The sequence below is a fragment of the Mesorhizobium sp. BR1-1-4 genome, from assembly GCF_020165375.1.
Taxonomy (GTDB): domain Bacteria; phylum Pseudomonadota; class Alphaproteobacteria; order Rhizobiales; family Rhizobiaceae; genus Mesorhizobium; species Mesorhizobium australicum.
The window spans coordinates 287,435-309,190 of sequence record NZ_JAIUIB010000001.1 but is presented as its reverse complement, the minus strand read 5'-3'; the positions used below and the strand labels follow the sequence as shown (position 1 = coordinate 309,190).

The 21,756-nt window shown below is 64.5% G+C and carries 17 protein-coding genes; 12 read left to right on the top strand and 5 right to left on the bottom strand.

The window, feature by feature from the left end; all coding sequences use genetic code 11:
• Nucleotides 1-49: 49 nt before the first annotated feature.
• Entirely contained in the window at nucleotides 50-1,231 is a 1,182-nt protein-coding gene (locus LB571_RS01555; RefSeq protein WP_224591777.1) for an MFS transporter, read from the bottom strand.
• Nucleotides 1,232-1,352: 121 nt separating this feature from the next.
• Here LB571_RS01555 and LB571_RS01550 point away from each other — a divergent pair, with 121 nt between their 5' ends.
• The gene (locus LB571_RS01550; RefSeq protein WP_140616571.1) at nucleotides 1,353-2,258 is read left to right on the top strand and encodes a LysR family transcriptional regulator; all 906 of its coding nucleotides are present in this window, start codon (nucleotides 1,353-1,355) and stop codon (nucleotides 2,256-2,258) included.
• Between the two features lie 60 nt (nucleotides 2,259-2,318).
• Here the strand turns inward: LB571_RS01550 and LB571_RS01545 are convergent, their stop codons facing one another.
• Nucleotides 2,319-3,368 (bottom strand): aldo/keto reductase, encoded by a 1,050-nt coding sequence (locus tag LB571_RS01545; RefSeq protein WP_015315159.1) that lies wholly within the window; start codon nucleotides 3,366-3,368, stop codon nucleotides 2,319-2,321.
• 128 nt (nucleotides 3,369-3,496) lie between these two features.
• Nucleotides 3,497-4,159, bottom strand: coding sequence for a YggS family pyridoxal phosphate-dependent enzyme (locus tag LB571_RS01540; RefSeq protein ID WP_224591772.1), 663 nt, complete (start codon nucleotides 4,157-4,159; stop codon nucleotides 3,497-3,499).
• A gap of 153 nt (nucleotides 4,160-4,312) precedes the next feature.
• Here LB571_RS01540 and leuS point away from each other — a divergent pair, with 153 nt between their 5' ends.
• From leuS to LB571_RS01525, 3 genes are all read left to right on the top strand, one after another.
• Nucleotides 4,313-6,937, top strand: coding sequence for a leucine--tRNA ligase (gene leuS / locus LB571_RS01535; RefSeq protein WP_224591771.1), 2,625 nt, complete (start codon nucleotides 4,313-4,315; stop codon nucleotides 6,935-6,937).
• Nucleotides 6,924-7,502, top strand: coding sequence for an LPS assembly lipoprotein LptE (locus tag LB571_RS01530; protein WP_015315162.1), 579 nt, complete (start codon nucleotides 6,924-6,926; stop codon nucleotides 7,500-7,502). Before leuS ends, LB571_RS01530 begins: the two co-directional genes overlap by 14 nt.
• A 276-nt stretch (nucleotides 7,503-7,778) precedes the next feature.
• Complete coding sequence (locus LB571_RS01525) at nucleotides 7,779-10,253, top strand: DNA translocase FtsK (RefSeq protein ID WP_224591768.1); 2,475 nt, start codon at nucleotides 7,779-7,781, stop codon at nucleotides 10,251-10,253.
• Between the two features lie 58 nt (nucleotides 10,254-10,311).
• Here LB571_RS01525 and fsa read toward each other — a convergent pair whose 3' ends face one another.
• Nucleotides 10,312-10,968 carry a fructose-6-phosphate aldolase gene (gene fsa, locus LB571_RS01520; protein WP_015315164.1) on the bottom strand — a complete coding sequence of 219 codons (657 nt, stop codon included), beginning with the start codon at nucleotides 10,966-10,968 and terminating at the stop codon, nucleotides 10,312-10,314.
• A gap of 90 nt (nucleotides 10,969-11,058) precedes the next feature.
• Here fsa and LB571_RS01515 point away from each other — a divergent pair, with 90 nt between their 5' ends.
• The 8 genes from LB571_RS01515 (at nucleotide 11,059) to LB571_RS01480 (ending at nucleotide 19,930) form a co-directional block, all read left to right on the top strand.
• Nucleotides 11,059-13,242: a primosomal protein N' gene (locus LB571_RS01515; RefSeq protein WP_224591765.1), complete on the top strand. Its 2,184-nt coding sequence runs from the start codon at nucleotides 11,059-11,061 to the stop codon at nucleotides 13,240-13,242.
• Nucleotides 13,243-13,291: 49 nt separating this feature from the next.
• Nucleotides 13,292-13,987, top strand: a complete 696-nt coding sequence (locus LB571_RS01510; RefSeq protein WP_224591762.1) for an aspartate/glutamate racemase family protein — start codon at nucleotides 13,292-13,294, stop codon at nucleotides 13,985-13,987.
• A gap of 96 nt (nucleotides 13,988-14,083) precedes the next feature.
• Nucleotides 14,084-14,479, top strand: a complete 396-nt coding sequence (locus LB571_RS01505) for a DUF4345 family protein (RefSeq protein WP_224591760.1) — start codon at nucleotides 14,084-14,086, stop codon at nucleotides 14,477-14,479.
• Between the two features lie 246 nt (nucleotides 14,480-14,725).
• Nucleotides 14,726-15,286, top strand: a complete 561-nt coding sequence (locus LB571_RS01500; RefSeq protein WP_015315170.1) for a F0F1 ATP synthase subunit delta — start codon at nucleotides 14,726-14,728, stop codon at nucleotides 15,284-15,286.
• Nucleotides 15,286-16,815 (top strand): F0F1 ATP synthase subunit alpha, encoded by a 1,530-nt coding sequence (gene atpA, locus LB571_RS01495; protein ID WP_015315171.1) that lies wholly within the window; start codon nucleotides 15,286-15,288, stop codon nucleotides 16,813-16,815. Before LB571_RS01500 ends, atpA begins: the two co-directional genes overlap by 1 nt.
• A 46-nt stretch (nucleotides 16,816-16,861) precedes the next feature.
• Complete coding sequence (locus LB571_RS01490) at nucleotides 16,862-17,746, top strand: F0F1 ATP synthase subunit gamma (RefSeq protein WP_015315172.1); 885 nt, start codon at nucleotides 16,862-16,864, stop codon at nucleotides 17,744-17,746.
• Nucleotides 17,747-17,816: 70 nt separating this feature from the next.
• Nucleotides 17,817-19,412 carry a F0F1 ATP synthase subunit beta gene (gene atpD, locus LB571_RS01485; protein WP_015315173.1) on the top strand — a complete coding sequence of 532 codons (1,596 nt, stop codon included), beginning with the start codon at nucleotides 17,817-17,819 and terminating at the stop codon, nucleotides 19,410-19,412.
• Nucleotides 19,413-19,522: 110 nt separating this feature from the next.
• Complete coding sequence (locus tag LB571_RS01480) at nucleotides 19,523-19,930, top strand: F0F1 ATP synthase subunit epsilon (protein ID WP_015315174.1); 408 nt, start codon at nucleotides 19,523-19,525, stop codon at nucleotides 19,928-19,930.
• 167 nt (nucleotides 19,931-20,097) lie between these two features.
• On the opposite strand, the gene LB571_RS01475 is transcribed toward LB571_RS01480, so the two are convergent.
• On the bottom strand, nucleotides 20,098-21,606 hold the full coding sequence (locus LB571_RS01475; RefSeq protein ID WP_224591757.1) for a mannitol dehydrogenase family protein: 1,509 nt from the start codon (nucleotides 21,604-21,606) through the stop codon (nucleotides 20,098-20,100).
• Between the last annotated feature and the right edge of the window lie 150 nt (nucleotides 21,607-21,756).

Genomic DNA, 21,756 nt, shown 5'->3' with positions numbered 1-21,756 from the left:
CTCCTGGTGGTTTGTGAAGAGGTCGAGAGGATTCGGGTGCCGGCTGGCGTCACGACCGGACGGAGACAGGCGCACCTGATGCGGCGCCACCATCAAGGCGGAGCGCCAGTCCGGCCACGGCGAGTGCCGCGAGCGGCAGCAGCGCGGCGACCCAGGTGAGCGAACCCAGTCCAAGGCCATGGGCGATGACCGCGCCGCCAAGCCAGGCGCCGGCCGCATTGCCGAGATTGAAGGCGGCGATGTTGAACGATGAGGCCAGGCTCTGGCCGGCGCCTTGCGCCTTTTCCAGCACCCACATCTGCAGCGGCGCCACTGTGGCGAAGGCGGCGGCGCCGAGCAGGCCGACATAGATCACGGCCATGACCTGGCTGTGGATGGCGAAGCTCATCGTGGCAAGCACCAGCGCCAGCACCATGAGGCTGCCGAGCACCGCCGGCACCAGCCAGCGATCGGCGATCTTGCCGCCGGCGAGATTGCCGGCGATGAGGCCGCCGCCAAAGACGAGCAGGATCGGCGATACAGCGGCTTCGCTGAAGCCGCTGATCTCGGTGAGCAACGGGGCGATGTAGGTGAAGACGGCGAAGACGCCGGCATAGCCGAGCACCGTGGTGGCGAGGCCGAGCAGGACGGGCGTGCGGCGCAGAACGGCGAGATCGGCGCGCAGATCGCTCTTCTCGGGCGCTGCCTGGCCGCGCGGCACCAGGGCGAGGATGACGGCGAAGGCCGCCAGGCCGACGGCGGTCACCGCCCAGAAGGTCGCACGCCAGCTAAAGGCTTGGCCGAGCCAGGTGCCGAAGGGCACGCCTAGGATGTTGGCGATGGCCAGGCCGGTGAACATCAGCGCGATCGCCGAAGCCTTCCTGTTGGGCGCGACCAGACCAGTGGCGACGACCGAGCCGACGCCAAAGAAGGTGCCGTGGGCGAAGGCGGTGATGATGCGGGCACCCATCAGCGTCCAGTAATCGGGCGCCAGCGCACAAGCGAGGTTGCCAATCGTGAAGATCGCCATCAGCGCCAGCAGCACGGTTTTGCGCGGCCAGTTGCCCGTGGCGATGGTCAACAAGGGTGCACCGATGACGACACCGAGCGCATAGGCAGAGATCAATTGGCCGGCGGCGGAGATCGACACGCCGAGGTCTTTGCTGACATCGATAAGCAGGCCCATGATGACGAATTCGGTAACACCGATGCCAAAAGCACCGGCGGCGAGGGCATAAAGAGCAAGAGGCATGGCGATGGTCCCATCTGTCGGCGAAGGACGCTCAGTCCGCGCCCCGGCCCGGAAGATCGTGATCCGCGATGTTGTGAACCAGACTTGCCCAAGGCATACTTCTTGTGAAATAGATTCACAGATGGCCAGGCCCGACATCAACCGTTCCGGCGAGATCGAAGTCTTCGTGCGCGTCGTCGAGGCCGGTAGTTTTTCGGCCGCGGCGCGGCGGCTGCGGATGACGCCATCGGCGGTGAGCAAGCTGATAGCACGGCTCGAAACCCGGCTTGGGGCGCGGCTTGTCAGCCGCTCGACGCGCAAGCTCCAGCTCACGCCGGAAGGGACGGCGTTCTACGACAGCGGCGTGCGCGTGCTCGCCGACATGGATAAGGCCGAGCGTGAAGCGGCGGCAGGAGCCGCGCCGCGCGGCAGGCTGAGAGTTAACAGCTACGTGCCGTTCGGCCAACACCGGCTGATGGAACTGCTGCCGCGCTTTCTGGAGCGCTATCCCGAAATTTTCGTCGAGGCTGTGCTGACCGACAGCGTGATCGACCTGCTGGAAGAGCGGGCCGATGTCGCGATCCGCGCCGGGCCGCTGCGCGAATCGAGGCTGGTGGCGCGCAAGCTCGGTCAAAGCCGAATGGTGGTGGTCGCGGCACCTTCCTATCTCGAAGCACATGGCACGCCGCGCACGCTGTCCGATCTCGGGCGTCACAACATGCTCGCCTTCAGTTTCGCGCGGCATATCGACGGCTGGCCTTTTATCGATACGGCAGGCGCGCCGGTGATCACCCCGGTTGTCGGAAACCTGGCATTGACCGATGGCGAGGCGATGCGCCAAACGACCGTCGCCGGGGCCGGCATCGCCCGACTGGCGCGCTGGCATGTCGAACCCGACATTGCCGCCGGCCGGCTGGTGCCGCTGCTGGAAGATTTCAACCCCGGCGACGAAGAGCCGACGCATGCCGTCTATGTCGGCCAGGGCAAACACCTGCCGGCACGTGTGCGGGCCTTTCTCGACTTTCTTGCCGAGACCGTTCGGCTGTAATCAACGCCGCGCGTCGATGAGACGCGCGGCGTTGAAGGACCGACTTGCCAGCGGTACGCGCTATGCCTTCGGCACGAAAGGCCCCGGACGACGGCCGGCGCCCTGGCGTTCGACCATCCAGCCGGGATATTCGGCGGGCAGTGCGCTCACTTCGTCAAGCCTGGCGAGATCGTCGGCATCGAGCTTGAGGCTGGTGGCGGCAAGGTTCTGCTCGAGCTGGTCCATGCGGCTGGCGCCGATAATCACGCTCATCACGAAAGGCTTTGCCAGGACATAGCCGAGCGCCACGGTCGCGACGCCGACATCATGCTTCTCGGCGACCTCCCGCATGACGGCGACCGCCGCCCAGGCACGGTCCTCGTTGACCGGCGGGAAGTTGAAGGACGCGCGGCGGCCCTCGCCATTGCCCGGCGCGCCGGGCCCATATTTGCCGGACAGCAGCCCGCCAGCCATCGGCGACCACACCATCAGGCCGAGCTTCTCCTCGTTGATCAGCGGCACGATCTCGCGTTCGAGGTCGCGGCCGGCGATCGAATAATAGGACTGGACGGTCTCGAAGCGGGCAAAGCCCTTGCGGTCGGCGATGCCGAGCGCCTTGGCGATGCGCCAAGCCTGCCAGTTGGAGACACCGACATAGCGGACCTTGCCGCTGGAGACGAGGTCATCAAGTGCCCGCAGCGTCTCGTCGATCGGCGTCACCGCATCGGTGCCGTGCAACTGATAGAGATCGATATGGTCGAGCTGCAGCCGCTCCAAGCTGGCGTCGACCGAATCCATGATATGGCCGCGCGAGGAGCCGCGCTGGTTTGGTCCCTCACCCATGGCGCCGTGGACCTTGGTGGCGATGACCACGTTTGACCGGGCAACACCGAGATCCCTAAGCGACTGACCAAGCAGGCGTTCGGACTCGCCGACGGAATAGACGTCGGCCGTGTCGAAGAAGTTGACGCCGGCGGCGATCGAGCGGCCGACGATCTCGTTGACGCCCTTCTGGTCGAGGCTGGCGATCAGGCCCCATTGGGCGTTCTGGCCGGCGGCGCCGAAGGTCATGGTGCCGAGGCAAAGTTCGGAGACGAATAGCCCCGTGTTTCCAAGCTGATTGTAACGCATCGTGAGACTCCAGGAAGATGTGCGGTGACATCAAGGCAAATAGGAACGGCACGTTTCGTTTCAAGCACTGGTATAATGGTGCTTGTGGATCAGGCCCAGCGATATGCACGGCAAGCTGGAAATTCGGACTACCGGCTTCCAAAAATCGCCGAACCGACCCTGACGCTGGTGGCGCCAAAGGCGATCGCGGTCTCGAAGTCGCCGGACATGCCCATCGACAGTTTGGCGACCCCGGCTTCCTTGCCGAGTTTCTCCAACAAGGCGAAGTGGGGGCCGGGGTTCTCGTCCGCCGGCGGGATGCACATCAGGCCTTCGATGCCGAGGCCATGCACTTCCCGGCAGCGTCTGACGAAGGCGACCGCCTCGCTCGGTTCGATCCCGGCTTTCTGCGGTTCGGAACCGGTGTTCACCTGGATATAGAGTTTTGGCGCACGGCCTTGCCGGACAATTTCCTTGGCGAGCTCCGCGGCGATCTTGTCGCGGTCGACCGTCTCGATGACCTCGAACAGCGCCACCGCTTCCCTCGCCTTGTTCGACTGCAGCGGGCCGATCAAATGCAGTTCGATGTCGGGGAAAGCTTCCTTCAGGTCAGGCCATTTGCCTTGCGCTTCCTGCACGCGGTTTTCGCCGAAGACGCGCTGGCCGGCCTCGATCACCGGGCCTATGTCGGCGGCGTCGAAGGTCTTGGAGACCGCCACCAGCGTCACCGCGCCGGCTTCACGGCCGGCCTCCCGCTCGGCGGCGGCGATCTTCGCCTTGACCGCGAAAAACTGCTGAACGGTGTCGCCCATATGCAAATCCCGCTGTTTTGACCCGCGTTTTTGTCAGCCGCGATGCCCATATGGTTGACGGGTTTGCCAAACCATGGTGAACACCCGGACCACATTTCATGAACTGCCGGGCTCTTGCCCGCAGTCCGCATGCTTTTAAGTGAAAAACGTCCCATGGCAACCGAACGATACAACCCGCGCGCGTCAGAACCCAAATGGCAGAAGGCCTGGGCCGAGAAGAAGCTTTTCGAAGCGCACAATGACGATCCGCGTCCGAAATACTACGTGCTGGAAATGTTCCCCTATCCGTCGGGGCGCATCCATATCGGCCATACCCGCAATTACACGATGGGCGACGTGGTGGCCCGCTACAAGCGCGCCAAGGGTTTCAACGTGCTGCATCCGATGGGCTGGGATGCCTTCGGCATGCCGGCTGAGAACGCCGCGATGCAGAACAAGGTGCATCCCAAGGAATGGACCTACCAGAACATCGCCGCCATGCGCGAGCAGCTCAAGGTAATGGGCCTGTCGCTGGACTGGGCGCGCGAATTCGCCACCTGCGACGTCGATTACTACCACCGCCAGCAGATGCTGTTCCTCGACTTCGTCGAGAAGGGGCTGGTGACGCGCAAATCCTCCAAGGTCAACTGGGATCCGGAGGACATGACGGTGCTCGCCAACGAGCAGGTCATCGACGGGCGCGGCTGGCGCTCCGGCGCGCTGGTTGAACAGCGCGAGCTGACGCAATGGTTCTTCAAGATCACCGACTTTGCCCAGGATTTGCTGGATTCGTTGGACGGTCTCGACGAGTGGCCCGAAAAAGTGAAGCTGATGCAGCAGAACTGGATCGGCCGTTCGGAAGGCCTGCTGATCCGCTGGCCGCTGGCCTCGGAAATCGCCGGCGAGCATGAGCTGGAAGTCTACACGACAAGGCCGGACACCATTTTCGGCGCCTCGTTCATGGCAATCGCCGCCGATCATCCGCTGGCCAAGAAGGCCGCGGCGACCAATCCGGCCCTGGCGAAGTTCATCGACGAAGTGCGCCATATGGGCACTTCGGTGGCGGCGCTCGAGACGGCCGAGAAGAAGGGCTTCGACACCGGCATCCGCGTCGTCCATCCCTTCGACGACAGCTGGACGCTGCCTGTCTACGTCGCCAATTTCGTGCTGATGGAGTACGGCACTGGCGCCATCTTCGGCTGTCCGGCGCATGACCAGCGCGACCTCGACTTCGCCAACAAATACGGCCTGCCGGTGGTGCCGGTGGTGATGCCTGACGGCGCCGATCCCAAGACGTTCCAGATCGTCGACGAGGCCTATGTCGACGATGGCGCGATGATCAATTCGCGGTTCCTCGACGGCATGGCGCCGGACAGCGCTTTCGATGAAGTCGCCAGGCTGCTGGAGCAAAAGACCATCGGCAACCGGCCAATGGCCGAGCGCAAGGTGAATTTCCGCCTGCGCGACTGGGGCATTTCGCGCCAGCGCTACTGGGGCTGCCCGATCCCGATGATCCATTGCGAGGATTGCGGCGTGGTGCCGGTGCCGAAGGCCGATCTGCCGGTCAAGCTGCCCGACGATGTCGATTTCGACCGGCCAGGCAATCCGCTCGACCGTCACCCGACCTGGCGGCATGTGAAGTGCCCGCAATGCGGCAAGGACGCGCGGCGCGAAACCGACACGATGGACACGTTCGTGGATTCGTCCTGGTATTTCGCCCGCTTCACCGCGCCCTGGGCGCATGAACCGACCGATCCCAAGGCAGCGAACGAGTGGCTGGCGGTCGACCAATATATCGGCGGCATCGAGCATGCGATCCTGCATCTGCTCTATTCGCGCTTCTTCACCCGCGCCATGCGCGAGACCGGCCATGTTGCCCTGGCCGAGCCGTTCAAAGGCCTGTTCACGCAAGGCATGGTGGTTCACGAAACCTACCGTGTCGGCTCGGCGTCGAATGGGCGCTGGCTGGCGCCGACCGAGGTTCGTCTGGAGGACGTCGACGGCAAGCGCCGCGCCATCGACGTCGCCACCGGCGAGGCGGTCACCATCGGCCCGCTCGAGAAGATGTCGAAGTCGAAGAAGAACACGGTGAGCCCGGAAGACATCACCGATGGCTACGGCGCCGACACGGCGCGCTGGTTCATGCTGTCGGATTCGCCGCCCGAGCGCGACGTCGAGTGGACCGACGACGGTGCCGCCGGCGCGCATCGCTTCATGCAGCGCATCTGGCGGCTGGTGTCGACGGCGGCCGAGACGTTGGCAGGGGTCACGCCCAAGGCGGCCGATGACGGCGAGGCCGGGGCGGTTTCCAAGGCCGCGCACAAGATCCTGAAGGCGGTTGGCGAAGACATCGAGAAGCTCGCCTTCAACCGCGCCATTGCTCGCATCTATGAACTTACCAACGCGTTGACAGCCCCGCTCAACGAAGTGGCGGAAGGCAAGGCCGTTCCGGCGCTGAAAAGCGCCTGCCGCGAGGCGGTCGAGATCATGGTGCATCTGATCGCGCCCGTGATGCCGCACCTGGCTGAAGAGTGCTGGGAGACGCTGGGCGGCGTCGATCTGGTGGCCGAACGGCCGTGGCCGGTCTTCGATCCGGCACTGGTCGTCGACAACGAAGTCACCTATCCGGTGCAGGTCAACGGCAAGAAGCGGGGGGATTTGACAATTGCCCGCGACGCGGACCAAGGTGCGGTCGAAAAAGCGGTCTTGGCTCTCGACTTCGTGCAGAAAGCACTTGAAGGTAAGGCTCCGCGCAAGGTGATCATCGTGCCGCAGAGGATCGTCAATGTCGTTGCCTGATCGGGAAAAGACAGAGCTGGGCCGTCTGCTGCGCCGCATCGCGCTTGCCGGCCTCGTCGGTTCGCTGGCGCTCATTTCGGCCTGTCAGGTGCGGCCGCTCTATTCGAGCGCGCCGTTGTCGACGGGCTCGACCGCCAATGCCGAGATGGCATCGATCGCCGTCAAGCCGGTCCGGACGCGCTATGCCCAGCAGGTGCGTAACAATCTGATCTTCGGGTTCGGGCGCGGCGCCGGCGAGCCCGCCTCGCCGCTTTATTCGCTCGACCTCGGCGTGAGCGAAGGCGTTGAATCCTCGGCGCTGGTACAGAATGGAACTGATCAGGACGAGCCGACCGCCGGTTCGGTGACGCTGACCGCGGGCTACACGCTGACCGATGTGAAAACCGGCGCGGTGATCGCCGTCGGCAAGCGGGCGATCACCTCGTCCTTCGACAGGCCACGTCAGGAGTTTGCCTCCTACCGGGCGCAGATCGACGCCGAGAACCGCGCCGCGCGCGAACTGGCTGAAGCCCTGCAGCTGTCGATCGCCCAGGATCTGGCCCGGCACGGCAAGGCGGCCAGCTAGCGCGTTCGCCGTCTCAAAGAGGGCCGAACGCCCTCTTTCATTCTCTCGATGTCCCGATCCTGTGTCCGGGTGACGGAAACGCGCCGGCAGCTGGGCTTTTGGCGCCATGTGAATGCTGTCCGCGGGTTTTTCCCGTGACCAAGGTTCGCCCCGCTTTCCAGCCCAGCGCTTCGCCGCGAAAGATGCGTCTCGATCGCTCCAGCGACGCTGACGGGAAGCAACTGTTAACCACTCGCTCCCTATTGCTCGGCAGTCGTTTCACAGTGAGTCTTGAGCATGGAAGCCAGGCGTTTTTCTCGGATCAATTCGTTGCACACAGCTGCGCCCGATGACCCCCAAGGAGAGCGTTCCGGCGGCCCGCGCGGCAAGGTCGATGTCCGCCAGTCCGGCGCTTCTTTCCCGCAGGGTGGCGACACCGAAAGCCCGGCCTGGCAAGAGTATTTTTTCCTTGCGCCCAATGTGCGTTTTACACGCACGCCGGACTATGAGCCAAAGCACCGCCAACCGCAGGACGACGTTGCCGAGCAGGACGCACGGCAGGCGCTCCCGACGCAGCAGGTCGGTCCTGGCACCGTCATGCATCGCGGACCGGCACCGGCCGGGCCCGCTCAGCCGGCGCGTAGCGGCGAGACGGCGCAAGGCGTTGCGCCGGCGGCTCTAAAGGTGCCAGCAACGGCACGGGCGGCCACGCGCCCGGCGCCCGTTGTCGGGAATGGCGCGCCGGCCAAAGCAGCCCCCGCTGAAAAAGCGCGGCGGCCCTATCTTTCGGATCACGCCTTCTTCGAGGGCTTGGCGCCGCTTCTGGTCGACGTGACGCCCGCCCGCCAAGTCAGCCCGGTCCCGCGTGCACCGGTGCCGGCTCCGCCGGTTGCCGCCGCCCGGGCCGATGTCTCAGGACCGGCGGTGGCCGATGTCACCGCCTTGTTCCGTGTCATCGAATGCCTTCCTGGCCAGGTTCCACCTGCCCTGCCGGACGTCTTTCCGGCCAACTCCAACAAGGTGGTGGTCGAGCCGGCCGTCCCGGCGGGCAGAGCCGCCCGGCTGGCTCGGACAACGGCCGCGACGGCGCCTGCCGCAACCAGCGCCGCCCCGGCGCCACTTTTGCAACGCGTGGAGGAAACCGTTCCCGCCGTGCGTTCGCCGTCGCTGCCCATGGCCGGAAAGGTTGTGCAGCCGGTGACGGGCGAAGGCTACGCGCTTCCCTCGGAGGAGCTGCTGCAGCAGCCGCCGGAAGGGCAGGGCTTCTACATGTCGCAGGAGCGGCTCGAGCAGAATGCCGATCTCCTGGAAAGCGTGCTGGAGGATTTCGGCGTGCGCGGCGAGATCATCCATGTTCGCCCCGGCCCGGTCGTTACCCTTTACGAGTTCGAACCGGCGCCCGGCGTCAAATCCTCCCGCGTGATTGGTCTCGCCGACGATATCGCTCGCTCCATGTCGGCGGTCTCGGCGCGCGTCGCCGTGGTGCCCGGCCGCAATGTCATCGGCATCGAGTTGCCGAACGAGACACGCGAGACCGTCTATTTCCGTGAACTGATCGAATCGCAGGGCTTCCGCAAGACCAGCTGCAAGCTGGCGCTTTGCCTTGGCAAGACGATCGGCGGCGAACCTGTCATCGCCGAGCTGGCGAAAATGCCGCATCTGCTCGTCGCCGGCACCACCGGGTCCGGCAAGTCGGTCGCCATCAACACCATGATCCTGTCGCTGCTCTACCGGCTGAAACCGGAAGAATGCCGGCTGATCATGGTCGACCCGAAGATGCTCGAACTATCAGTCTATGACGGTATCCCGCACCTTCTGACGCCCGTCGTCACCGATCCCAAGAAGGCGGTTACCGCGCTCAAATGGGCGGTGCGCGAGATGGAAGACCGCTATCGCAAGATGGCGCGGCTCGGCGTGCGCAATATCGACGGCTACAATGAGCGTGCCGCCACTGCCCGCGACAAGGGCGAGACGGTCGTCATGACCGTGCAAGCCGGCTTCGAGAAGGGCACCGGCGAACCGCTGTTCGAACAGCAGGAGATCGACCTAGCGCCGATGCCCTACATCGTCGTCATCGTCGACGAGATGGCCGACCTGATGATGGTCGCCGGCAAGGAGATCGAAGGCGCAATCCAGCGCCTGGCGCAGATGGCGCGCGCCGCCGGGATCCACCTGATCATGGCAACGCAGCGGCCCTCTGTCGACGTCATCACCGGCACGATCAAGGCCAACTTCCCGACCCGCATCTCCTTCCAGGTCACCTCGAAGATCGACAGCCGCACCATTTTGGGCGAGCAGGGTGCCGAGCAACTGCTCGGCCAGGGCGACATGCTGCACATGATGGGCGGCGGGCGCATCGCCCGCGTGCACGGCCCCTTTGTGTCCGACGCCGAGGTCGAGCATGTCGTGGCGCATCTGAAGGCGCAGGGCCGCCCCGAATATCTGGAGACCGTAACGGCCGACGAGGATGAAGAGGAAGAGGAAGACGACCAGGGAGCGGTCTTCGACAAGGGAGCCGTTGCCGCCGAGGACGGCGATTCCAGCTATGACGAGGCGGTCAAGGTGGTGTTGCGCGACAAGAAATGTTCGACGTCCTACATCCAGCGCCGCCTTGGCATCGGCTACAACCGCGCCGCTTCACTGGTCGAGCGGATGGAGAAGGAGGGTCTGGTCGGCGCACCGAACCATGTCGGCAAGCGCGAGATCATGGCGGGCAAGCGCCCACCGGTAACCATCCCTGGGGATGACGGCACGGATCGATCGGCCCCTTGATCCGCAACGCATAAAAAGGCCGGTTGCCCGGCCTTTTTCGTATCGGGCATAAGCTCGCTCAGCCGATTTTCTGGCCGGTCTTTGCCCAGTCGGCGAGGAAGGCGGCAAGGCCCTTGTCGGTCAGCGGGTGATTGACCAGCGCCTTCAGGGTCGCGGGTGGCGCGGTGACGATATCGGCGCCGATGAGCGCCGCCTGCTTCACGTGGTTCACTGTGCGCACGGAAGCGGTCAGGATCTCGGTCTGGAAATCGTAATTGTCGTAGATCTGACGGATCTCCTGGATCACTTCCATGCCGTCAGAGCCGGTATCGTCGATGCGGCCGACGAAGGGCGAGATGAAGGAGGCGCCTGCCTTGGCGGCGAGCAGCGCCTGGTTGGCCGAGAAGCACAGCGTGACGTTGACCATGCGGTTCATCTCGGTGCGGATCGTCTTGCAGGCCTTCAATCCGTCCAGCGTCAACGGCACCTTGATGGCGACATTCGGTGCGATCTTGGCCAGCACCTCGGCCTCGGCCATCATCTGCTTGTATTCGGTCGCCACGACTTCCGCGGAAACCGGGCCTTCGACGATGTCGCAGATCTGCTTGGTGACCTCGGCGATTTTGCCGCCCGATTTCAGGATCAGCGACGGGTTGGTGGTGACGCCGTCGAGCAACCCCAGATCGATCAGTTCACGGATTTCCTTGATATCGGCTGTGTCGGCAAAAAATTTCATGGCGGTCTCCTGACGATTTCGTGGCGCCTGCGAAGGCACGTTCAGCGTTGCCCTTTGATCTAGAGCAAAGTCGGGGCAAGGTCACGCCTCATGATCGAAGATTCGCCCTTTGTCGCAGCCGCACCGGTGCTGGTGCCGATGCCGGCCGAACGCCCCTACACCTATGCCGTGCCGGCCGGCATGTGGGTGGTGCCGGGTTCGATCGTGCGCGTGCCGCTCGGGCCGCGCCAGGTCGCGGGCATCGTCTGGGACGGCGTGGTCGAGCAGGTCGATGCGAAGAAATTGCGCCCGATCGAACAGGTTTTCGACTGTCCGCCGATCGATCGCGCCATGCGCCGCTTCGTCGACTGGGTGGCGCAATACACGCTGTCGGCGCCGGGCATGGTGGCGCGCATGCTGTTGCGTGCGCCGGAAGCCTTCGATCCCGAACCCTGGATCGAAGGGCTGCAGCGGACGCTCGTCATGCCCGATCGGATGACGGATGCGAGGACGCGGGTGCTGGAGACAGCCGAAGGCGGGCTGGCCTGGACGCGCTCGGGGCTGGCGCATGCCGCCGGCGTGTCGTCGACGGTGATCGAGGGGCTGAAAGCGCAAGGCGTGTTCGAAACGGTGATGATCCCGCCGCGCCCGGTGGTGGCCGCACCCGACCCAAGCTATGCCGTGCCGGATCTGATGCCGGACCAGAACGACGCCGCGTCGATGCTGCGCGCCAATGTGGCGGCCGGCACGTTCAACGTCGCGCTGCTCGACGGCGTCACCGGATCCGGCAAGACGGAGGTCTATTTCGAGGCGGTGGCGGCCGCGCTCGATCAGGGAAAACAGGTGCTGATCCTGCTGCCGGAAATCGCGCTGACGCATGCTTTCCTCGAACGCTTCCAGCAGCGCTTCGGCGCCAAGCCGGGGGAATGGCATTCCGATCTGCCGCCCAGGATGCGCGAAAAAGTCTGGCGGCAAGTGGCGGAAGGGGGCGTGCGTGTCGTCGCCGGCGCACGCTCGGCGCTGTTCCTGCCGTTCAAGGAACTTGGCCTGATCGTGGTCGACGAGGAGCACGACCCGGCCTACAAGCAGGAAGACCGTGTCTTCTACAATGCGCGCGACATGGCTGTCGTGCGCGGGCATATTGGCAGCTTTCCGGTGGTCCTGGCGTCGGCGACGCCGTCGGTCGAAAGCCGGGTCAACGCAAGCCAGGGCCGCTATGCCAGGGCTGTTCTTTCCGCCCGCTTCGCTGAGGCGGCACTTCCCGATCTCAAGTCGATCGACATGCGCCGCGCGCCGCCGGCCCGTGGCGGCTTCCTGTCGCCGGTGCTGATCGACCATATGCGCAAGACGCTGGAGAAGCAGGAACAGTCGCTGCTGTTCCTCAACCGGCGCGGCTATGCGCCGCTGACGCTGTGCCGGGTCTGCGGCCATCGCTTCGGCTGCCCGGTGTGCTCGGCCTGGCTGGTCGAACACCGCTTTCGCGGCCAGTTGGTGTGTCATCACTGCGGTCACAATGAGCGCCGTCCGGAAGCCTGCCCCGAATGCGGCACGCTCGACCATCTGGTCGCTTGCGGGCCGGGAGTCGAGCGCATCGCCGAAGAGGTCGTCACGCATTTCCCGGACGCGCGTACCATCGTGCTGTCGTCGGATATAATGGGGGGTGTACGACGGTTGCGGCTGGAACTGGAGGCTATCGCCAACGGCGAGGCCGATATCGTCATCGGCACGCAACTGGTCGCCAAGGGTCACAATTTCCCGAACATGACGCTGGTCGGCGTCGTCGATGCCGATCTGGGCCTTGCCAATGGCGATCCGCGCGCCGCCGAGCGCACCTTCCAGCTGCTCAGCCAGGTGACCGGCCGTGCCGGCCGCACCGGCAAGAAGAGCCTTGGCCTGCTGCAGACCTTCCAGCCCGACCATCCGGTGATGCGGGCGATCGTCTCCGGCAATGCCGAGTCTTTCTACCAGCGCGAGATTTCAGAGCGCGAACGCGCTGCCTTGCCGCCCTTCGGCCGGCTGGCAGGCGTCATCGTCAGCGCGGTGACGCGGGCGGAAGCGGAAGGCCATGCACGCGGCCTGCGCCGCTCCGCACCGGAGGCGCCGGATCTGTTCGTGCTCGGGCCGGCGGAAGCGCCATTATCGTTGCTCGGCGGTCGTCATCGCTTCCGCCTGCTGATCCAGGGCGAACGGCGCGCCGACATGCAGGGGTTCATCCGCACCATGCTGGCCAACGGGCCGAAACAGCGCGGCTCGGTTCGGGTGCAAGTCGACATCGACCCGCAGAGCTTTTTGTAGGAACACAAATTCAGCTACAGCTGCCTCGACGAGAGAAACGGAAGATCTCATGAAAACCTTAGGCCTGCTCGGCGGTATGAGCTGGGAATCGACCGCCATCTACTACCGCCTGCTCAACGAGATCGTGCGCGAGCGGCTGGGCGGTCTGCATTCGGCGAAGCTGCTGCTCTGGTCGTTCGATTTCGCCGAGATCGCCGACCGGCAGCATGATGGCGACTGGGACGGTGCCCGTGCACTGCTGATCGATGCCGCACACAAACTTGAGGCCGGCGGTGCGGAGGGCCTGCTTCTGTGCACCAACACCATGCACAGACTGGCCGACCAGGTGCAGGCGGCTGTGTCGATCCCGCTGATCCATATCGCCGACGCCACCGCGGCCACGGTCAGGCAGGCCGGCCTGCGGCGGCCGGCGCTGCTGGCAACGCGGTTCACCATGGAGCAGGACTTCTACAAGGGCCGGCTTGCCGACAAATATGGCCTGTCGCCAGTGGTGCCGGATTCGGCCGGGCGCGACATGGTGCATCGCGTCATCTACGAGGAACTCTGTCAGGGCATCGTCACCGAAGCCTCGAAGGCGGCCTATGTCGCCGAGGCAAACCGCTTGCGCCGCGACGAAGCCGCCGACAGCCTGATCATGGGCTGCACCGAGATCACCATGCTCATCGGCCAGGATGATTTCGACATTCCGGTTTTCGACACGACGCGCATCCATGCCGAGGCGGCGGTGGAATTCGCACTCGGTTGATGCGCGTCTCCTAAAATGGCTGAAGCCATCTGGCGCCGGCTCTTTCCTTCGCTAGAATGTCGGCGATTTTCAAAACAGGCATTTCGAGGGGACACGATGGATTTTGCGCTTCCATGGCCGACGAGCCAGGGCGAATGGCTGGCCTGGTCGAGCGCGGTCTTCACCGTGCTGCTCGGTCTTCTGTTTTTCCTGGCGCCGGGGCTGGCGTTCCGTTTCCTGCGCCTGCAGGCGAAACCCGAGAAGGCGGCGGCGATCGCCGAGGGGCGCGGCCGCATGTCGGGCTTCTATCTCGGAGTCGGCCTGTGCTGCATCCTGCTCGCGCAGCCGCTGGTCTACATGGCGCTCGGATTTTCCTGGCTGTTCACCGCCTTCGGCCGGCTGCTGTCGATGATGTCGGACGGCGCCAATACACCTTTCAATTGGGTTTCCATTGTGGTGGAATTGGCGCTCGCGGCCTTGCCGCTCGCCTTTGCCTTCGGCTTTGTGCCCTGAATCCTGGGGTATTCAGGCGCGCAGGACGCTGATCTTTCGCCGGATGCGACAATAGTGCCTGAAAACCATGCGGAACGACGCATTGCGGTCTTAAAATGCCTGTGCTAGACGGCAATCGACTTTCGGCCGGGGATAGCGGAAGCCGCGCCTCCGTGCTTGAAAAAATGCAGTAAGGTCAAAGATTTAGCCAGAGTTTTTGCTCGCGCCAACAATCTGCGGCCTGTCAGACAAGAGAAAAGACGGTCCGTGGCTCAATCGTCATCGCCAATCTCAGGTGTCGCAGAACGCTATGCCGGTTCGCTGTTCGAACTGGCATCGCAGGCAAATTCCGTGGCCAAGGTCGAGGCCGACCTCACCAGTTTCGAGGCCATGCTCGCGGGCAGTGCCGACCTGACCCGGCTGATCAACAGCCCGGTATTCTCCAGCGAGGACCAGGCCAAGGCCATCGGGGCGATCGCCGACAAGGCCGGCATCACCGGCCTGACCGGCAATTTCCTGCGCGTCGTCGCCAAGAACCGCCGCCTGTTCGCGGTGCCCGGCATGATCAAGGCATTCCGCCAGATCGCCGCTGAACACCGTGGCGAGGCCGCCGCCGACGTGACGTCGGCTCATGAGCTGACCGCGGCCCAGCAGACCGAACTCAAGGCGGCGCTGAAGGGCGTTGCCGGCAAGGACGTGACCATTTCCGTCACCGTCGATCCGTCGCTGCTCGGCGGGCTGGTGGTCAAGATGGGCTCGCGCCAGATCGATACGTCGCTCAAAACCAAACTCAATTCGCTCAAGCTTGCACTGAAAGAGGTCGGCTGATGGACATCCGCGCCGCGGAAATTTCCGCAATTCTGAAAGACCAGATCAAGAATTTCGGCAAGGAGGCCGAGGTCTCCGAAGTCGGACAGGTGCTGTCCGTCGGTGACGGTATCGCCCGCGTCTATGGCCTCGACAATGTCCAGGCCGGCGAAATGGTCGAGTTCCCCGGCGGCATCCGCGGCATGGCGCTCAACCTCGAAGCCGACAATGTCGGCGTCGTCATCTTCGGCGCCGACCGCGACATCAAGGAAGGCGACATCGTCAAGCGCACCGGCGCCATCGTCGACGTTCCCGTCGGCCCCGGCCTGCTCGGCCGCGTCGTCGACGCGCTCGGCAACCCGATCGACGGCAAGGGGCCGATCAAGGCGACCGAACGCAAGCGTGTCGACGTGAAGGCACCGGGCATCATTCCGCGCAAATCGGTCAACGAGCCGATGTCGACCGGTCTCAAGGCCATCGACGCGCTGATCCCGGTCGGCCGCGGCCAGCGCGAGCTGGTCATCGGTGACCGCCAGACCGGCAAGACCGCCATCATCCTCGATACGATGCTCAACCAGAAGTCGGTGCACGACAACGGCCCGGAAAAGGAAAAGCTCTACTGCGTCTACGTCGCCGTCGGCCAGAAGCGTTCGACCGTCGCGCAGTTCGTCAAGGTTCTGGAAGAGCGCGGCGCGCTCGAATACTCGATCATCATCGCCGCCACCGCTTCCGACCCGGCGCCGATGCAGTTCCTGGCGCCGTTCGCCGGCTGCACCATGGGCGAATATTTCCGCGACAACGGCATGCATGCGCTGATCAGCTATGACGATCTGTCGAAGCAGGCTGTCGCCTATCGCCAGATGTCGCTGTTGCTGCGCCGCCCGCCGGGCCGCGAAGCCTATCCCGGCGACGTCTTCTACCTGCACTCGCGCCTGCTCGAGCGCGCCGCCAAGCTCAACGACGATCTGGGTGGCGGATCGCTGACCGCCCTGCCGATCATCGAGACGCAGGCCAACGACGTGTCGGCCTATATCCCGACCAACGTGATCTCGATCACCGACGGCCAGATATTCCTCGAAACCAACCTGTTCTTCCAGGGCATCCGTCCGGCCGTCAACGTCGGCCTGTCGGTCAGCCGCGTCGGCTCGGCCGCGCAGATCAAGGCGATGAAGCAGGTCGCCGGCTCGATCAAGGGCGAGCTCGCGCAGTACCGCGAAATGGCTGCCTTCGCGCAGTTCGGCTCGGATCTCGACGCCGCCACGCAGCGCCTGCTCAACCGCGGATCGCGCCTGACCGAACTCCTGAAGCAGCCGCAGTTCTCGCCGCTGAAGACGGAAGAGCAGGTCGCGGTGATTTTCGCCGGCGTCAACGGCTATCTCGACAAGCTGCCGGTCAACCAGGTCGGCAAGTTCGAGCACGGCCTGCTCAGCCACATGCGTGCGGCGGGCAAGGACGTTCTCGACGCCATCCGCAAGGAAAAGGCGCTTTCGGACGATCTGCGCGCCAAGCTCAAGGCCGAGATCGACGCCTTCGCCAAGACCTTCGCCTGAGCGAAGCGCCAGTCCGGATGAGACAAGACGGGATCAGGTTTGAAGCATGCCTTCATTAAAAGACCTTCGTAACCGTATCGCCTCGGTCAAGGCGACGCAGAAGATCACCAAGGCGATGCAGATGGTCGCCGCGGCGAAGCTGCGCCGTGCGCAAGAGGCGGCGGAAGCGGCGCGCCCCTATTCGGAGCGCATGGGTTCCGTGCTGGCCAACATCACCCAGGCGATCGGCGGTGGCGGCGATGCCCCGGCGCTGATGACGGGCACCGGCAAGGACGCCGTGCATCTGCTCGTGGTCTGCACCGCCGAGCGCGGCCTGTGCGGCGGCTTCAATTCGCAGATCGCCCGTCTTGCCCGCGATCACATCCGCCGGCTTCTGACCGACGGCAAGCAGGTCAAGATCATCTGCGTCGGCAAGAAGGGCTTCGACATCCTGCGCCGCGACTATGCATCGATGATCATCGACCGTGTCGATCTGCGCGAGGTCAAGACGCTCGGCTTCGTCAATGCCGATGCGATCGCCAAGAAGGTCATCCATCTCTTCAACGAGGGCGCCTTCGACATCTGCACGCTGTTCTACTCGCAGTTCAGGTCGGTGATCAGCCAGATCCCGACCGCGCAGCAGATCATCCCGGCCAGCACCGCTTCGGCTCCGGCCGCGGCGGTGGATGGCGGCAGCGCCGTCTATGAATATGAGCCGGAGCCGGGCGAAATCCTCTCCGACCTCATCCCGCGCAACATCTCCGTGCAGGTTTTCCGGGCGCTGCTCGAAAACGCCGCCGGCGAAATGGGCGCCAAGATGAGCGCCATGGACAATGCGACGCGCAACGCCGGCGAGATGATCAACAAGCTATCGATCACCTACAACCGCCAGCGGCAGGCGCAGATCACCAAGGAACTGATCGAAATCATTTCGGGCGCCGAGGCGCTCTAGGCGCGGTCCGCGGGTGACTGTCCCGCGAACCGGACCGCGTGAGAAACAAAGGACGAAAAGGGTAAAGACGATGGCGAAAGCAGCGACCCCCCAGAAGGCAACTCCGAAGGCGGCAGCCCCCAAGGCAGCAGCCCCAGTGAAAGCGGCCAGGGCTCCGGCAGCGGCGGCAAAGGCTGCTCCGGCCAAGGCAGCAGCGGCGCCGGCCAAGGCCGTGGCCGCCAAGACGCAGGCCATGGCCACGAAAGCCACCGGCGTTGTCGGCAAGGTTCGCCAGGTCATCGGCGCCGTTGTCGACGTGCAGTTCGGCGATCACCTGCCGGCGATCCTGAACGCGCTCGAGACGACCAATGTCGGCAACCGCCTGGTGCTCGAAGTTGCCCAGCATCTGGGTGAAAACACCGTGCGCTGCATTGCCATGGACTCCACCGAAGGCCTGGTGCGCGGCCAGGAAGTGCGCGACACCGGCGCTCCGATCACCGTGCCGGTCGGCCCAGGCATGCTCGGCCGCATCATCAACGTCATCGGCGAGCCGGTCGACGAAGAAGGCCCGGTCGACGCAATCGAAATGCGCTCGATCCATCAGCCGGCTCCGACCTATGTCGAGCAGTCGACGGAAGCCCAGATCCTGATCACCGGCATCAAGGTGCTCGACCTCTTGGCGCCTTACGCCAAGGGCGGCAAGATCGGCCTGTTCGGCGGCGCCGGCGTCGGCAAGACCGTGCTGATCCAGGAACTGATCAACAACATCGCCAAGGCACATGGCGGCTATTCGGTGTTCGCCGGCGTCGGCGAGCGCACCCGCGAAGGCAACGATCTCTATCACGAGTTCATCGAATCCGGCGTCAACAAGAAGGGCGGCGGCGAAGGCTCCAAGGCAGCGCTGGTGTACGGCCAGATGAACGAGCCGCCGGGCGCGCGCGCCCGTGTCGGCCTGACCGGCCTGACGGTCGCCGAATATTTCCGCGACCAGGGCCAGGACGTGCTGTTCTTCGTCGACAACATCTTCCGCTTCACGCAGGCGGGTTCCGAAGTGTCGGCTCTGCTCGGCCGCATCCCGTCGGCCGTGGGCTACCAGCCGACGCTCGCCACCGACATGGGCGCGCTGCAGGAACGCATCACCACCACCACCAAGGGCTCGATCACCTCGGTGCAGGCGATCTACGTGCCGGCCGACGACTTGACCGATCCGGCGCCGGCGACCTCGTTCGCTCACCTTGACGCGACGACGACGCTCAACCGTTCGATCGCAGAGAAGGGCATCTATCCGGCCGTCGATCCGCTGGACTCGACCTCGCGCATGCTCGACCCGCTGGTCGTCGGCGACGAGCATTATGGCGTCGCCCGCCAGGTGCAGTCGATCCTCCAGCGCTACAAGTCGCTGCAGGACATCATCGCCATCCTGGGCATGGACGAGCTCTCGGAAGAGGACAAGCAGACCGTGGCCCGCGCCCGCAAGATCGAGCGCTTCCTGTCGCAGCCGTTCTTCGTCGCCGAAGTGTTCACCGGCGCGCCGGGCAAGCTGGTCGACCTCGCCGACACCATCAAGGGCTTCAAGGGCCTTTGCAACGGCGATTACGATCACCTGCCGGAAGCCGCCTTCTACATGGTCGGCGGCATCGAGGAAGCGGTCGAGAAGGCACAGCGCCTCGCGGCAGAAGCGGCGTAAATCAAGCGAATAGGGAGTAGTCAGTAGTCGGTAGTGAATAGCAGTTGGGCGAGTCGGATAATTTCTCTCGCCCTACTCCCTAGTCACTATTCCCTACTCGCTAAATTGACATGGCTGAAGCTTTCAAGTTCGAACTGGTTTCCCCGGAACGCCTGCTGGTTTCCGCCGAGGTCGAGTCGGTCGTCATCCCGGGCGCCGAAGGCGAGATGACCGTCATGGCTCATCACGCGCCGGTCATGACCACGATCAAGCCGGGTGTCGTCACGGTGAAGAGCGCCTCGGGCAGCGAGGAACGCTATGTCGTGTTCGGTGGCTTCGCCGACATCGTCCCGGCCGGCTGCACGCTGCTGGCGGAATCCGCTGTCGCGGTGAAGGACGTCGACCGCGCCGATCTCGCCCGCCGCATCCAGGAAGCCAGGGAAGATGCTGCCGACGCCAAGGACGACCAGGCGCGCAGCAAGGCCGAACAATTCCTTAGCCAGCTCACCACGCTGGAAGGCGCGATCCTGCCGGCCTGAAACGCGTCGCGGGACAACGGATTGAAAGCGGGGCATTGCCCCGCTTTTTTATTTGTCGGGACATTATGGCGTGAGAGTTGATGTGGCGGCGGTGCCGGAGTTGCGCGACATCGGCAGGACAGAGGGGGCGCTGCCCCGGCGACATCAAGTTCCGTACCGCTCGCGCCTTACTGTCCTTCGGCTTCTATGCCGAGCGCGGCGAAGGCCAGCGTCGGGCCGTCTCGTCGCAGGTGGACGAGATGGACGGCCACGAGTTCGATCAGCGTCTGGCGCTCGGCGTGATCCCGGGCGAAGCCGGCCATGTCAAACACCGCCGTCACGGTTTCGTTCGCCGGCAGCTGCTGGTCCAAAAGCGCGGTCATCGGCGCATCGAGCGGATCGGTGAAATGGCCTTCCGGCAACGTCTTTCCGCGCGCCGCGCAGGCGGCGATCCAGGCAGCCACCACCAGCGTGAGATGGACCAGCTCGGTGCCGGCTTCGAGGCACTCGACAGCCGAGGCGATAATGCGCTGCGGCAGTTTCTGGCTGCCGTCATTGGCGATCTGCGCCGTACGGTGGGCAAGTGCCGTGTTCGAAAAACGCTCGGCAAGCTCGGCGGTATAGGCTGATGGGTCGAGGCCGGCGTCGTCCGGCAATGTTGTTATGGCCTCTTGCCATAGCGCGTCGACGAACCGCCGGATCGCCGGATCGGCGAAGGCACTGTCGACCGTCGCGTGGCCGCAGAGCAGGCCGAGATAGGCGATGCCCGAATGCGCGCCGTTGAGCAGCCTCAGCTTCATGTCCTCGAAGGGAGCGACATCCCCAACCATGGTGACGCCGAATTTTTCCCAGGTGGGACGGCCCATGGGGAAATCGTCCTCGATCACCCACTGGCGGAAGGGTTCCGTCATCACGGGCCACGCGTCCTCAATACCAAGTTCGCCCGCTATCCGCGCCCTGTCGGCGTCGGTCGTGGCTGGCACAATGCGGTCGACCATGCTTGAGGGAAATGCGACGTGACTGGCGATGTGGTCGGCCATTCCGGCATTGCCCGCCGAACTGGCACTTGCATCGCGCAGCGTGGCGAATTCGATCAGCAGCCGGTGCAAGGTGGCGCCGTTGGCCGGCAGGTTATCGCAACAAAGCACGGTAAAGGGCGGGGTGCCAGCGCCCCGCCTCCGGGCGAGCGCTTCGGTCAGAAAACCATGCGCCGTCTTCGGTGTTCGCGCATTGGCCAGGTCGTGGACGATGTCGGCATGCGCTGCGTCCAATCCGCCGCCGGCCGCCCGCAAATAGGCTTTCTCGGTGATCGTCAGCGTCACGATGCGGGTACGCGGATCGGCCAGCACCGCCAGAACCGCTTCCGGGTCTTCCGGCGCCACCAGCAGCGAGCCGATCGAGCCGATGACATGCAGCTTCTCGCCGCCGCTGCCACGCACCGCCAAGGTGTAGAGCCCGTCCTGCGGCGCCAGCGCGTCGCGCGTATCGGCGCTGCGCAGCGACACGCCTGATATGCCCCAGTCCGTTTCTCCGGCCGCCAGGCATTCATCGATATAAGCGGCCTGGTGGGCGCGGTGAAAGGCGCCGACGCCCAGATGCACGATGCCCGGCGTGATTGCGCCACGATCATATCGAGGCGCGGCGACCTTGGCCGGCAATGCCTGCGCCGTGCGGTTGGAAAGGCGGCGGTCTGTCATCGGTTCGGCACTCATCTCGTGGAACGATTTGCGGGGTAACACTGACGGCGTCCGCCGACAATGCTCAGCTTTGCCTAGGAGTCATCATACAACAATCCGATTTTTGTATGTTGACATTATTTCTGACCGATCCTACCCATGGAGCCGGAG

Coding starts and splice junctions, on each gene's coding strand:
- LB571_RS01540 (WP_224591772.1), bottom strand. CDS start 4,159: ATGGGCGACACCGTTCAGCAGTTTTTCGCGGTCAAGGCGAAGATCGCC.
- LB571_RS01550 (WP_140616571.1), top strand. CDS start 1,353: ATGGCCAGGCCCGACATCAACCGTTCCGGCGAGATCGAAGTCTTCGTG.
- LB571_RS01515 (WP_224591765.1), top strand. CDS start 11,059: ATGATCGAAGATTCGCCCTTTGTCGCAGCCGCACCGGTGCTGGTGCCG.
- fsa (WP_015315164.1), bottom strand. CDS start 10,968: ATGAAATTTTTTGCCGACACAGCCGATATCAAGGAAATCCGTGAACTG.
- LB571_RS01490 (WP_015315172.1), top strand. CDS start 16,862: ATGCCTTCATTAAAAGACCTTCGTAACCGTATCGCCTCGGTCAAGGCG.
- LB571_RS01545 (WP_015315159.1), bottom strand. CDS start 3,368: ATGCGTTACAATCAGCTTGGAAACACGGGGCTATTCGTCTCCGAACTT.
- atpA (WP_015315171.1), top strand. CDS start 15,286: ATGGACATCCGCGCCGCGGAAATTTCCGCAATTCTGAAAGACCAGATC.
- LB571_RS01555 (WP_224591777.1), bottom strand. CDS start 1,231: ATGCCTCTTGCTCTTTATGCCCTCGCCGCCGGTGCTTTTGGCATCGGT.
- LB571_RS01475 (WP_224591757.1), bottom strand. CDS start 21,606: ATGACAGACCGCCGCCTTTCCAACCGCACGGCGCAGGCATTGCCGGCC.
- leuS (WP_224591771.1), top strand. CDS start 4,313: ATGGCAACCGAACGATACAACCCGCGCGCGTCAGAACCCAAATGGCAG.
- LB571_RS01510 (WP_224591762.1), top strand. CDS start 13,292: ATGAAAACCTTAGGCCTGCTCGGCGGTATGAGCTGGGAATCGACCGCC.
- LB571_RS01525 (WP_224591768.1), top strand. CDS start 7,779: ATGGAAGCCAGGCGTTTTTCTCGGATCAATTCGTTGCACACAGCTGCG.
- LB571_RS01530 (WP_015315162.1), top strand. CDS start 6,924: ATGTCGTTGCCTGATCGGGAAAAGACAGAGCTGGGCCGTCTGCTGCGC.
- LB571_RS01505 (WP_224591760.1), top strand. CDS start 14,084: ATGGATTTTGCGCTTCCATGGCCGACGAGCCAGGGCGAATGGCTGGCC.
- atpD (WP_015315173.1), top strand. CDS start 17,817: ATGGCGAAAGCAGCGACCCCCCAGAAGGCAACTCCGAAGGCGGCAGCC.
- LB571_RS01480 (WP_015315174.1), top strand. CDS start 19,523: ATGGCTGAAGCTTTCAAGTTCGAACTGGTTTCCCCGGAACGCCTGCTG.